This is a genomic window from Adlercreutzia sp. CNCM I-6216, from assembly GCF_977113345.1.
In genome coordinates this window covers 1-12,600 of the sequence record NZ_CDSBIE010000005.1, presented here as the reverse complement: position 1 = coordinate 12,600, position 12,600 = coordinate 1, and the positions used below count along the sequence as shown (strand labels likewise).

The window sequence follows — 12,600 nt, the reverse complement described above, 5'->3', positions numbered from 1 at the left end:
TTCCGCCCTACACGAAATCGTGACCTCTCGTGGCTATACGCAGGCGTAGATCATGTCCCAGGTGATGATCTTTCGAATCGCCCCGCATGCTCGGCGATAATCTCCGGCACCAACAGCAGCCTCATATGCAATCTTCACGGTAAGCTCGTCTATACCGACAGCCTCGGCGATCCAGAGGAGCGAGGCTGCGTTCATCAGGCTGTTGTAGCATCGTCTCGCGCTGGAGTTCGGAGTCTGCCTGCTGTACGAACCGCTTCCCTTGGTCTCGTTCGCGCGAAACCATTCGACCATGTGCTCGCGCTCGGTCCTTCCCGTCTTGGTGGACGAGTCGTGAACCTCGCTTATGTACCTGTCTGAATATGGGTAGTGATCCTCTTTGGTTCTGAGAATGTCCGAGAATCTCCTGCATCTGATGTCGGCCAAGCTGTTTCCCTCGTTTATGGTTCCTTCACATGTAATTATAACGGCAGGCACGGAGAGCCACTTTTGCACACCCTATGGCCTATCGCCTCTTTCCGAAGATCGCATCTATGATGCCGTTGACGATCGAAGACCCGAGCCATAGAGGAACAATCAGTATCGAGGCGATGAACAGACCGTAGAGTGGCGGGTGCAAGACAGCTCCTCCAACCAATCCGGCTATTGCCAACCCGATGACAAGTATCGCTATTATCCATCCCATCGAATGACCTCCCTGAATCACTGTGACAAATTGTCACAGTGATTCTGAGCAGGCGACACTTCTCGAAAACTAGAACAGGCAGCCATCTATGGCCTCCTTGCCGCGAAGCTGCCTAGTGAAGCCAAATAGTGCCTCTTACCTGGCAATACTCACTCCCACTCGATAGTTTTAGGGGCGGATAATTGTTCGAGCAGAGTCATTTCGTATCACCTCATCATAGGATGTCCGACTAGTGTCGAGCATTCCTAGTACCAATTTGAACTCACTTATTTCGCAATCTCTAGTCTTAGCATGAGGGAGTAAATAAGAAAACTAGAAAACACTTTGTCTGACCAGCCGAAACTCTCTGCACATGTTTATGTTGAGTTCAACTACCCATTATACAGGACTCACATTTATACCCAGGAATAACGCAGGAATAAAAACAGACTATGGGTGTAAAGTCCTGAACTGCGCAAACGAAAAACCATGAGTTCAAAGTGAGTTCACGATGAGTTCAGTGTCTCCGAAGGCCAAATCACTGTAAAACATCACATCCAAGCCATTAGCCGCCATGCGAGAGCCATTGTTCTGCGGAGACTAGACTGACTTAGGTCAAGGCAGAGATAGCAGAGCATAAGAAAGGCCGAGGGATGCCCTCGGCCATTCAGCAGAAGAAAAGCCTCCAGCAGCTTCCATGAACTAGACTAGTCGCGAATTAGAGTGCCTATTCCGTTCGAAAACGCTGTAGGCACTCAACGCCCTTGTTGATTGCGTTCTCGCTGATCGAGTAGTGCATCCAGCGCCCTTGCTTCCTAGCGCTGATCAGACCGGCATCCTTCAATATCTTCATGTGATGAGACAAGGTGGGCTGGGTGATGTCGAGCTCGTCGAGAATACGACAGGCGCAGAGATCCTCTCCTTGGGATACAAGTTTTAGGATACGCAAGCGATTCTCGTCTCCGAGAGCCTTGAATAGCAGCGCTGTCTTCTCTGTCTCCATGATTCCAAACCTTAGAAATTGATGCTTATCTATATATTCAATCAGGATGTTACGGCTGTCAAGCGCAGAACGCACCCCGTCAGATAGCGGCTTCCGCCTACAGGAGCTCCTCGATCTCCGATTGCGCGAGCACCTTGCCCTGCGAGACGACCTTGCCGTTCACGAGAAGCGCAGGCGTAGCCATGATGCCCGCCTCGGCTATCGCTACCGGGTCGGTGACGTACTCCACGCTCACCGCGCCGCCCGTCTTCGATGCGGCGGCCTGCGCGTTATCGTTGAGCTGGTGGCAGCGCTTGCATCCCGGCCCCAGCACGGTCAGCACGACTGCATCCGCCCCAGATGAATCGCACTCGCATGCCGCAGGTGCCTCCTCGCCCTCGGGTACCTCCACGATCTCCATGTCGCAGCAGCAGCTATCTTTCTTGTCCTCTTTGCCGAACACCTTTTCGAACAGTCCCATCTTCCTATCCTTTCTCTAATGGGCCTTCATTGCTATATGCTTCTCATGCCGCTAGGGCATGACGAGTGTGAACGCGAAGCCTGTGCCTATGGCCACCAGCAGGATGCACAGCACGAACGTCACCACCATGGGCTTCTTGAATATGCTGTTCAAAAGCGACACCTCGGGGATGGAACAGCCCGCGCCGCCCAGGATGAGCGCGATGACGACGCCCGCTGACACGCCCTTCTCCATGAGGATCCCCGCGATGGGGATCATCGTCTCCACGCGGATGTACATGGGGATGCCGATCACGGCGGCAAGCGGGATGGCCCAGAGGTTGTCCGCCCCGGCAAGCCCTTCCAGAAGCTCGGTGGGAACAAATCCGTAGATGAAGGCTCCGATGCCCGCGCCGAGGAGCAGCCACCCGACGACCCCCTTGAACAGCCCTATGGCGTCCTTGAAGGCGTACTTGCATGCCTGAGCCTGCTTCTGCCAGAACGTCCCCTTCAGGTTCTCCCAGGTGACCTCGTCGCCTCCACAGCACCCGCCCTTGACGGCGACGTTCTTGATGTAGCGGGAGAACCCGAGAGCGTCGAGCAGAAGCCCCACGCACACCGCGAACGTGAAGGTGATGACGGTGTAAACCAGCGTGGGAACGGGCCCGAAGAACACGAGCAAAAGCGCGATGATGGCCGGGTTGAGGATGGGCGATGTCATCAAAAACGATATGGCTCCCGAGAACGGAGCGCCGCTCTTGAAGAGCCCCACCAGCACGGGGATGGTGGAGCATGAGCAGAACGGCGTCACCGCCCCGAGCGCCGCGCCGAGCACGGCGTTGGTGACCTTGTGGGGACGAGAGAGGATGCGCTTGATGCGGTCCTTCGACACCCACACTTGCAACAGGGCCACGAAGAAGCTTATGGCGATGAAGAGCAGGAAGAGCTCCCCGAACAGGTAGGCGAACGCGCCCAGAACGTTGAGCAGGTTCTCCACGGTGAATAAGTTGTCGAACATCTATGCCTCCTTGGGCTCGCATGCCGATGGGAAGGGGTATGGCCCAAAGCCCATCGGCCGCAATCAATCGAATCAGCTATACGGTCGTCAATTGAAACCCGGGAGGCCTACACCGACCTGCATCTATGTCTTCTCTTGCACCTGCACATAAGAGCTCCTAAACGAACAATGGCTGCAGCCAGTTGAACACGTACCCGCTTATGATCATGCCGATAAGGCAGATGCCGACGAACGTGGCGAGCAGCTTCGGCTTCACCACGCGCGAGAGCATGGTGAGCGAGGGGATCGAGAGCACGGTGACGCTCATCATGAACGCGAGGATGGTGCCGAGTCCCACGCCCTTGCCGAAGAGCGCCTCGGCGATCGGGATGGTGCCGAAGATGTCGGCGTAGATGGGAGCGCCGATGAGCGTCGCGAGCACGACGGCAAACGGGTTGCCGTCGCCCAAGACCGCCTCGACGATGTCCTGCGGGATCCAGTTGTGGATGAGCGCGCCGATGGCGACGCCCAGGAGGATGAAGGGGAACACCTTCTTGAAAGTCTCCGCCGTCTGCCCGAGTGCGTAGGTCGCGCGCTCCTGCTTCGTCATCGTCTCGGCTTGCACGGCGTCCACCGCCTCGCCGCGCACGAAGTCGGCCACCTGGTCATCCATGTGGAGGTGCTGAATGACGGTACCCCCCGCCACTGCGATCACGAGTCCCACCACCGTGTAGATGAGGGCCACGTGCGGGCCGAAGATGCTCATGATGAGGATGATGGAGGCGATGTCCACCATGGGAGACGAGATGAGGAAGGAGAACGTCACCCCGAGCGGGAGCCCCGCGCGCGTGAACGCGATGAACAGCGGGATAGAAGAGCAGGCGCAGAACGGCGTCACCGTGCCAAGCAAAGCACCTACGATGTTGCCGCCGATGCCCTTGAACCGCCCCAGGATGCGCTTGCTGCGCTCGGGCGGGAAGTAGCTCTGAATGTAGCTGATGATGAAGATCATCACGCAGAGCAGAATGACTATCTTGACGGTGTCGTAGATGAGGAAATGTATCGTGCCTCCCCATTGGGAGTTGACGTCCAAACCGAATGCGCCCACGAGCATGGTCACAAGATCCGAAAGCCACTGCATCTTGAGCACCTGATCCATAAGGTACGAGCCGACCACTTCCATTATAAATCCTTTACATCGATAACCGTCTATGTAATACGCTTAGTATATTCATACATTGAAATGTGTCAATGTATAGTCTATGAATCGCTGGATTCTTAAAACAATTCAAAGTTATAAAGCTAAGGAATCTGAAATCTAAGCGCATATTTGAAACATTGTCTCTAGGCACAGCACTCCAGAAGCCGCCAATATACAGTATTGGAACCGGGAAAAGAAAGACCCGTCAAGGCTTTGACGGGTCATTTTCAATCAAATCGAAAGTGAGAGGATAATCGAGTGGCTTGCAAAATCCTTGTGGAGAATTACACAGTTTTACAAAGAATTAGAAAGTAATGGTGAAGCAAAATAGCGCCTCTGAACTGGTAAAACTCACTCCCACTCGATAAAACAATAGTGTTTCATTTTTACGATTTTGTCCTCGTTTTATCCGTGGTTTTTTCTCGTTGTCAGCTGTATTCGGTTAGCCTCTCTCAGAGAAAACTCATCCCAAACTCAGCTCTTTTCATTTTGCCATTTCGTGAGTTTTACGCCTGAGTTTCGACGAAGGATGGATTTGGTGCGCGGCCTGCGAAAACCCGCTATCCCCGTTCGATTGAATCCTTTTCTTTCGAATGAAACACCCATCGAGAACGCGACTACGATAAGGGTTCTTGATGCCCTTCATTTCGAGTCGGCTTGCCAAGCATCATTCTGATCGAAACTCAAAGGGGGCAAGTTCGCTCTTCAGAAGGATTTCGCTGTCATTTCAGGGCAAACTCACGACGTCTCCGAAGATAGCTAAGAATGAGATTCCGCCTCGCTGACGCAGGAGCGCCCGCTTGCGAGAACACCCAGTAATTTCGATTCCGGGTCGTCATCGAAAGCGACCTTCGCGATCGATCTCCACTTGCGTGGGGGCATGCCGACCGATTTCGCGAAGAGGGCGGAAAAGCTTGTTGCTCGTGCATACCCGCAACGATGCGCTACCTCGTCTATGCTCATATCATGGTCGGTGAGCAGTCTTTTCGCCAGCTCGATTCTTTCCGAGGAGACGAACTCGGTCACTGTCAATCCCGTCACCTGCTTGAATGTCTTCTTGAATTTGGTTGACCCCATGTTCGCGGCCTCGAGCAGATCCTTCTGCCTGATCGCACCGCCTAGGTTGTTCTCGATGTACGATACGGCTCTCGCGATCGAAAGGCGGTCCTGCTCGGCCACTCCCTCGCACAGGCTCTCTCCCATCCTGAGCAGCCTTGCCATCACCAAGTTCGCGATTCCGGAATACAGGAGGCTCGCTTCCGGCCCCGGGATCTCCCTTGGAGTTATCTCGCCGAGCATCTCCGCTATTTCCGGATCCCAGGAAGCCTGGTTCCTAAGACCCTTCAGGCTGGTCGCTAGCGGTTTTAGCGCCTTGTCGATTCTTTCCCCGAAGACGCTTTGACAGTATTCGTCGTAGTACTCGATCTCCGTGTAAGAGAATCTCGCTTCTTTTGGAAGCAGGATCGAGCTTGTCTTGGGCTTTGCTTCCAGAAAGGCGGAAACGCTTGATTGCGGCATGAGGCCATGTCTTTCGCGGCGGACGGCGAAATAACCGCCAGAATCGAAACAGAAGGGCAGGGGTTCTTTCAAAGTGAAATCGCAGCAGACGACGGAGAAGAACCGCCGCGCCTCCCACGCCCAGTACCACCCCTCGCATCGGCATCCGTCGCCTTCGAAGAGGGCTCCCTCGCCGTTCCAACCGTCCGCCAAGACGAGGCCGATTGGCTCAAGCGAGGCCGCAAAGGTCTCCGCCGCGGCTTGGGCGGCGTGGGAGAACATCGTTTCCCTGTCGTACATCTTCCGATCCTTTTATTCGCGTTCGGACGCAATTCTTGCGCGCTCGGACTTTTCCCTCCAGGTGCAACCTGATTCATATTAACCAAGGCTAACATTTCTTTGTCAATTATAGCGATAAAAGAAAGGCTCTCTGGTTTTGCGAAGAAGAACACGGAAAACACTCGCGGAGGACATCGATGTCAGAACGAAGGTGGCCATGCTCGTCGTGCTCATAGCGACCGGGGCTATCGTGAAGGATTACGTTCTGGGCTCGGTCCTCTTTGCCGTCGTCGTCCTCCTCTCCTTCGCAATCGGGCGCGGAAGGATGGCGGCTTCTTTCTCTTTCGCCTATCTCTTTCTCATGGGCATCTTCTGGGTCACGACGATGCTTCCGCCGAACGCCGCCGGAGCCCTCGGCTCGTTCGCCCTGGCCTGCCGCACCTGCATGCCCATCTGCCTGTTCGCGGCGGTCTTCGCGACTACCACCAAGATCGGCGACCTCACGGCCGCCCTCTACGGGATGAGGCTGCCGAAGACGGTTGTCGTTCCGCTGGTGATAGCGGTGCGGTTCTTTCCGACGCTCAAGGAGGAGTCTTCTGCCGTAGCGGACGCGATGAGGGTGAGGGGGCTCGCCCTTTCGCTTAAGAATCTCGTTTCGAAGCCGGCGCTGATGTTCGAATCCGCGGTCGTGCCCGTGATGCTGCGCTGCGCCAAGATCGCAGACGAGCTCGCTGCTGCGGCGGTTGCGCGCGGCATCGACCGGCCCGGGAGGAAGACCTCCTACAACGCGCCCCGGTTCGGACGGGTCGATTTCCTGTCGCTCGCGTTCCTCGTTATCTGCTGCTCGCTTCTCGTAGCCGTGAAGGTCAATCAGGGGATCGGAGGCCTGCTGTGACGAAAAACGCCGTCGAGCTCAGAAGCGTCTCCTTCACCTATGCGGGGTTCGATGCCCCGGCGGTCGACGACGTGAGCCTTGCCGTCGCACCGGGCGAATGCATCGTTCTTTGCGGGGAGTCTGGCTGCGGAAAGACCACCGCGACCCGGATCGTCAACGGGCTGGCGGGAGGGTTCTACGAGGGCAGCCGGACGGGGGAGATCCTTGTAGCAAGCAGGGACATCGACGACCTGGAGGATTGGGAGCTCTCGTCTTTGACGGGCAGCGTTTTCCAGAATCCCCGCACCCAGTTCTTCAACCTCGACACGACCGGCGAGATTGCGTTTGGCATGGAGAACCTCGGCGTTCCCAGGAAGGAGATGCACAGGCGCGTGCGCGACGTCGTGCGCGAGCTCGGCATAGAGTGCCTGATGGGCAGAGGCATCTTCGAGCTCTCCGGGGGCCAGATGCAATCGGTGGCCTTCGCGAGCGCATGGGCCTGCAAGCCGAGCGTCTACGTCCTCGACGAGCCTTCGAGCAATCTGGACCCTCCCTCCATGGAGAAGCTCGCCTCCTTCATCTCGAAAGCCAAGTCGAGCGGGTCTGCCGTGATCATCGCCGAGCACAGGCTCTCCTACCTCGCGAGCGTCGCCGACCGGTACTTGCTCTTCGAAGGCGGTTCCGTCGCCGCCGAATGGGACGCGCAGCGATTCCTGGGGCTGTCCGACGCGGAGCGAGAGTCCTGCGGGCTCAGATCCTCCGAGCCGCCGAAGCTCGCCGACCTGATGCAGCGCCTTTCCCGTCCCGCCTCCGCCTTTCCCGCCGTCGAGGCGAGGGGAATCTATGCGGGGTACGAGAGGGGTGTGCCGGTCCTCGAGGGGATTACCGTCTCGTTCGACCCCGGGAGGGTCGTCGGCGTGGTCGGGCGAAACGGGGCAGGCAAGTCAACCCTGCTCAAGTGCCTGGCGGGGATCAAGAAAGAAGAGCTCGGGCATGTCCGGTTCCAAGGCTCGGTAGTCCCTCCCAAGAGAAGACCCAATCATGCGTTTCTGGTCATGCAAGACCCCGACTACCAGCTCTTTCGCCCGAGCGTGCGCGACGAGTTGGCATCCGCGGCCCCGTCTCCTTCCGACGTCGACGAACTTCGTCTCGAAGCGGTCCTGGAGGAGTTCGGCCTGGGAGATGTCGCCGACCGCCATCCCGCATCGCTCTCGGGAGGGCAGAAGCAGCGGTGCGTCTGCGCCATCGCGTCGGAATCGGGAGCGCAGGCGCTTCTCCTCGACGAGCCCACGAGCGGCCTGGACTTCCGGAACATGGAGCGCCTCGCGCTCATCTTGCGCGAAGAGGCGTCTCGCGGGAAGACGGTGGCGGTCGTCAGCCACGACACGGAGTTCCTGTCTAAGGCCTGCGACCAGATCGTGCTCATCGAGTGAGCCGGCCTGCAAAGACTGAGAAGGATTCCTATGAAAGAAAGGATTTGGAAATGACAGCAAAAGCAAAACAGAAGGAAAGCGGCAGCCTCAGCTCCAGGGACCTCATAGCCCTCGGCGTCTTCTCTCTGCTGTTCATGGTGGTGAGCATGCTCGTCGTGGGAATCACCTCCATGAGCGTCGTGGCGTACTGCGGCTGCTGCGCCATCGCGGCGATACCCGCCGGGATCGTCTGGGTCTACATGCATGCGCGCGTGCCGCGCGCAGGAACCTCGCTGATCATGGCCCTCGTCTTCGCCGTGGTCATCTTCGTCATCGGGTCGGGATGGCCCGTGGCGCTCGGCCTCGCCGTCGGCGGCGCCGTCTCCGAGCTGGCGCGGAAAGCGCTCGGGTACGGGAGGTTCGCAGGCGTCGCCGTGGGGTACGCGCTTTTCGAGACCTGCTGGGCGGCGGGCCTTTTCGTTCCCATGTTCGCCTCCCAGGACTACTACCGCGAGCTGATGGGGTCCAACAGCATCGACCCGGCCTACATGGAAGCCCTTCTGTCCACGGTGACTCCCGAGACGTTCGCGATCATCGCGGTCGTGACCTTCGCGGGCGGCATCATCGGCTCGCTGGTCGGACGGGCGGTGTTCAAGAAGCACCTCGAGCGCGCGGGAATCGCCTAGCGCCCTTTTTCAAAGCAACATGAGAGAAGAGGTATTCAATGAGCAAGGAAAGCAAAGGAAGGAAGCCGGGGGCCCTTTCCCGCTGCCTGCGGTTCGCGGGGAGAAGAAAGCCCCTCGTGTTCGCCTCCATGGCGCTGGCGGTCCTATCCGCGGCGGCGTCCTTCGTCCCATACGTGGCGATCTACTTCATGATTAGGGATGCGGTCGGGGTCTATCCGAACCTGGCCGCCGTCGACGTTTCGGCGATGACGGGCTACGCGGGCTTGGCGGTGGCAGGCATAGTCGTTGACGTGGGGTGCTATCTTGCCGCGCTGCTGTGCTCTCACGCCGCGGCGTTCGACGCGCAGTACCGCACGAAGCTCGATATCGCCGCCCATCTCGGGAGGATCCCTCTTGGGCACATAGCGCGGCTCGGCACGGGTAGGATCTCGAAGGTCATGGACGAGAGCGTCGGCGGGATCGAGCAGTTCATCGGCCATTCCATCCCGGACCTGGCGGCCACCGCCGCCGCGCCCGTCGTTTTGGCGGCGCTGCTTTTCGTCTTCGACTGGCGCTTCGGCGTCGCCACGCTGGCGGCGGTCGCCGTCGCATGCGTCGTGCAGTTCTCCGGCTATGCCGACAAGCGCGTCATGGCGAGCATGGGGCGCTACCAGGAAGTCAAGGAGCAGATGGGCAACGCCTCCGTGGAGTACGTCCGCGGAATGCGCGTCGTGAAGGCTTTCGGCCAGACGGCGCGCTCGTTCAAGCGCCTCTCCGACGCGATAAAGGACTACACCGGCCTCTCCCTCGACGTCACGCTCTTCTTCAGGAACTCCATGCCGGGCTTCACGGCGGTCCTCAACAACGCGTACCTGTTCGTTCTGCCCGTCGGCATACTCCTCGCCCCGGGCGCGCAGGACTGGCCGACGTTCGTGCTCTCGCTCGTCTTCTACCTCCTGTTCGTGCATTCGATATCGAGCGTGTTCACGAAGATCCTCTACGTGAGCGAGGACGGGATGCTCGCCCAGGCAAACATCGACCGCATCGACTCCGTGCTCGGCATCGAAGAGCTCTCTTGTCCCGAGGCGCCGAAAGCCCCGAAGGACGCCTCGGTGTCCCTTCGGGACGTGACTTTCTCCTACGAAGACGACGCGGAGCCGGCGTTGCGCAACGTCTCGCTGGAAATCCCCGCCGGCACGGTGTGCGCGGTCGTCGGGCCGAGCGGCTCGGGCAAATCGACCCTCGCGAACCTCGTCGCCCGCTTCTGGGACGTCGATTCGGGCCAGGTTCTCGTCGGCGGCGTCGACGTCCGCGAGATGGGCCAGGATGAGCTGATGGGCAGCCTCAGCCTGGTGTTCCAGGATTCCCACCTCTTTCGCGAGAGCGTCGCGGAGAACATCAGGCGCGGCAGGCCGGGGGCGACCGACGACGAGGTGGTCGAGGCCGCGAAGGCCGCCCAGGCGGACGCGTTCATAAACGGCCTTCCCCATGGCTACGCCACGGTAATAGGCTCCGAAGGCGTGCACCTGTCCGGCGGCGAACAGCAGCGGATAGCCATCGCGCGCTCGATCATCTCGGACGCGCCCATCGTGGTGCTGGACGAGGCGACCGCGTTCTCCGATCCCGAGAACGAGCATTTGATCCAGAAGGCGTTCGAGAGGCTCATGGCCGGCAAGACCGTGATCATGGTCGCCCACAGGCTCTCCACGGTCGTCGGTGCCGACAAGATAGTCGTGCTCGACGGCGGGCGCAAAGTCGAGGAAGGCACCCATCAAGAGCTCCTCGCCGCATCGGGGACGTACGCGAAGATGTGGAGGCAGTACACGGAAGCGGTCGAATGGGGCATCGAAGCGGCCCCGCGCGACGACACCCGATCCTCCGAAGCGACCGCCCCGCATGCAACGCAGGGCGTCTCCGCCGAGGAGTACGACCCTGCGGAGAAACCCGGCAAGCCGTCGAGCGGCAGGGCGCCTTGGCTTCAGAGGACGTTCAACCTTTCCGACGAGGGCTACGTCGGCCTCAAGCGCTCGGCCATTGCTTGCACCTTGAGCGATCTGGCGCTCATGATCCCCTTCGTCTGCACGGTCGCCGCGTTCGCGGCTCTCGTGGGGACCCTTGCGGGCGAGCCGTTCGACGCCGCCGCGCTCTGGTCGATCTTCGCCGTGGGGCTTGCGGGGATGGTGGTGGTCTTCGTCGCTTCGAGAAACGACTACAAGAAAACCTACGTGGCCGCGTACACCGAGTCCGAAGGCACCCGCCTGCGCCTCGCCGACCACCTGAGGAAGCTGCCCATGAGCTTCTTCAACCGCCGGGACACGACCGACGTGGCCGACCGCATCATGGGGGACGTGACGGCGCAGGAGTCCATGCTCTCGTCGACGCTCCCGCAGCTCATCGCCGGAATCGTGTCGACCGTGGTCATCTGCGCGATGCTGGCATTCTTCGACTGGCGGCTCGCCTGCTGCGTTATGGTCACGCTTCCGCTTTCGGCAGGGGTCATCGCCTTGAGCCGCCGTCATCAGTCGCGCCTTTTCGAAAGGCAGAACCGCGTCCGCCTGGATGCGCTGGCGTGCGTGCAGGACTACCTCGAGGGCATCAAGGACATGAGGGCCTGCAGGGCGGTGGGCAAGGACTCCGCCGCCATGGAGCAGGCGATGCTCGAGCTCAAGAGGGTGACGATGCGGGTCGAGCTCGCCGTCGACGTCTCCGTCTCCCTCGCGAGCGCCATCCTCCGCTCGGGAGTCGGTTTGACCGCCTGCGTCGGGGCGGTGCTTCTCGCCTCCGGCGGCGTGGACTTCATGGTTCTGCTCATGTTCTTGCTCATCGTCTCCCGCGTCTACGGGCCCATCCTCGCCCTCGTCTCGCAGCTGCCCAACCTTCTCAACCTCTCGACGAAGACCGCCCGCATCAAGGCGGTCATGGACGAGCCCGAAGCGAGGGGGTCCGCCTCGGCGGATGTGCCCGGCCACGACCTGTCCTTCCAGGGCGTCCGGTTCGGGTACGGCGACGAAGAGGTGCTCCACGGCGTAAGCTTCGTCGCGCGCGAGGGGGAAGTCACCGCGCTCGTCGGGCCGAGCGGCTCGGGCAAGTCGACCTGCGCCCAGCTGGCGGCCAAATTCTGGGAGCCCGACAGCGGCAGGGTCCTCTGCTCTGGAAAGGACATCGCCGAGTTCTCCGAGGAATCGTGGCTCGCGCACGTCTCCATAGTCTTCCAGGACGTGGTCCTTTTCGACGACACGGTTGCGAACAATATTCGCATCGGCCGCGAAGGCGCCTCCGACGAAGAGGTGGCCGAGGCTGCAAGGGCGGCGCACTGCCTGGAGTTCATCGAGAGGCTTCCCCAGGGGTTCGACACGGTGCTGGGCGAGAACGGCGCCTCCCTCTCGGGCGGGGAGCGCCAACGCCTCTCCATTGCGAGGGCTCTCCTGAAAGACGCGCCCGTGGTGCTCCTCGACGAGGCGACCGCCTCGCTCGTGTTAGCGCTACCGTAATAATCGCCGATTGGGCCCCCGCTTCCCGCCAATCGCGCCACCGCACAGGCGCCGATCGCGCTACCGGACTTTGGCCGGCGGC

The 12,600-nt window shown here is 59.9% G+C and carries 10 protein-coding genes; 4 read left to right on the top strand and 6 right to left on the bottom strand.

Annotation, left to right across the window (positions count from 1 at the left end; genetic code table 11):
* Positions 1-33 precede the first annotated feature (33 nt).
* The 6 genes from ACYVRU_RS05905 to ACYVRU_RS05880 all read right to left on the bottom strand — a co-directional run bounded on the left by ACYVRU_RS05905 (position 34) and on the right by ACYVRU_RS05880 (position 6,097).
* Positions 34-423: a hypothetical protein gene (locus tag ACYVRU_RS05905; protein ID WP_302683488.1), complete on the bottom strand. Its 390-nt coding sequence runs from the start codon at positions 421-423 to the stop codon at positions 34-36.
* A 965-nt stretch (positions 424-1,388) separates the two neighbouring features.
* The gene (locus ACYVRU_RS05900; RefSeq protein WP_114539525.1) at positions 1,389-1,664 is read right to left on the bottom strand and encodes an ArsR/SmtB family transcription factor; all 276 of its coding nucleotides are present in this window, start codon (positions 1,662-1,664) and stop codon (positions 1,389-1,391) included.
* Positions 1,665-1,761: 97 nt separating this feature from the next.
* The gene (locus tag ACYVRU_RS05895) at positions 1,762-2,124 is read right to left on the bottom strand and encodes a thioredoxin family protein (RefSeq protein ID WP_302683489.1); all 363 of its coding nucleotides are present in this window, start codon (positions 2,122-2,124) and stop codon (positions 1,762-1,764) included.
* 51 nt (positions 2,125-2,175) lie between these two features.
* Entirely contained in the window at positions 2,176-3,120 is a 945-nt protein-coding gene (locus ACYVRU_RS05890) for a permease (protein ID WP_114549294.1), read from the bottom strand.
* Between the two features lie 157 nt (positions 3,121-3,277).
* On the bottom strand, positions 3,278-4,282 hold the full coding sequence (locus ACYVRU_RS05885; RefSeq protein WP_114539416.1) for a permease: 1,005 nt from the start codon (positions 4,280-4,282) through the stop codon (positions 3,278-3,280).
* Positions 4,283-5,059: 777 nt separating this feature from the next.
* Positions 5,060-6,097 (bottom strand): helix-turn-helix domain-containing protein, encoded by a 1,038-nt coding sequence (locus tag ACYVRU_RS05880; RefSeq protein WP_015760583.1) that lies wholly within the window; start codon positions 6,095-6,097, stop codon positions 5,060-5,062.
* Between the two features lie 196 nt (positions 6,098-6,293).
* Between ACYVRU_RS05880 and ACYVRU_RS05875 the strand changes: the two genes are divergently transcribed.
* The 4 genes from ACYVRU_RS05875 to ACYVRU_RS05860 are packed head-to-tail and all read left to right on the top strand — an operon-like array spanning position 6,294 to position 12,518.
* On the top strand, positions 6,294-6,971 hold the full coding sequence (locus tag ACYVRU_RS05875; protein ID WP_015760584.1) for an energy-coupling factor transporter transmembrane component T: 678 nt from the start codon (positions 6,294-6,296) through the stop codon (positions 6,969-6,971).
* Positions 6,968-8,383 carry an ABC transporter ATP-binding protein gene (locus ACYVRU_RS05870; RefSeq protein WP_086414765.1) on the top strand — a complete coding sequence of 472 codons (1,416 nt, stop codon included), beginning with the start codon at positions 6,968-6,970 and terminating at the stop codon, positions 8,381-8,383. Before ACYVRU_RS05875 ends, ACYVRU_RS05870 begins: the two co-directional genes overlap by 4 nt.
* A gap of 50 nt (positions 8,384-8,433) precedes the next feature.
* Positions 8,434-9,048, top strand: a complete 615-nt coding sequence (locus ACYVRU_RS05865) for an MptD family putative ECF transporter S component (RefSeq protein WP_015760586.1) — start codon at positions 8,434-8,436, stop codon at positions 9,046-9,048.
* 38 nt (positions 9,049-9,086) lie between these two features.
* Positions 9,087-12,518: an ABC transporter ATP-binding protein gene (locus ACYVRU_RS05860; RefSeq protein WP_461185828.1), complete on the top strand. Its 3,432-nt coding sequence runs from the start codon at positions 9,087-9,089 to the stop codon at positions 12,516-12,518.
* The last annotated feature ends 82 nt before the right edge of the window (positions 12,519-12,600 follow it).

Coding starts and splice junctions, on each gene's coding strand:
- ACYVRU_RS05880 (WP_015760583.1), bottom strand. CDS start 6,097: ATGTACGACAGGGAAACGATGTTCTCCCACGCCGCCCAAGCCGCGGCG.
- ACYVRU_RS05900 (WP_114539525.1), bottom strand. CDS start 1,664: ATGGAGACAGAGAAGACAGCGCTGCTATTCAAGGCTCTCGGAGACGAG.
- ACYVRU_RS05865 (WP_015760586.1), top strand. CDS start 8,434: ATGACAGCAAAAGCAAAACAGAAGGAAAGCGGCAGCCTCAGCTCCAGG.
- ACYVRU_RS05860 (WP_461185828.1), top strand. CDS start 9,087: ATGAGCAAGGAAAGCAAAGGAAGGAAGCCGGGGGCCCTTTCCCGCTGC.
- ACYVRU_RS05890 (WP_114549294.1), bottom strand. CDS start 3,120: ATGTTCGACAACTTATTCACCGTGGAGAACCTGCTCAACGTTCTGGGC.
- ACYVRU_RS05895 (WP_302683489.1), bottom strand. CDS start 2,124: ATGGGACTGTTCGAAAAGGTGTTCGGCAAAGAGGACAAGAAAGATAGC.
- ACYVRU_RS05885 (WP_114539416.1), bottom strand. CDS start 4,282: ATGGAAGTGGTCGGCTCGTACCTTATGGATCAGGTGCTCAAGATGCAG.
- ACYVRU_RS05875 (WP_015760584.1), top strand. CDS start 6,294: ATGCTCGTCGTGCTCATAGCGACCGGGGCTATCGTGAAGGATTACGTT.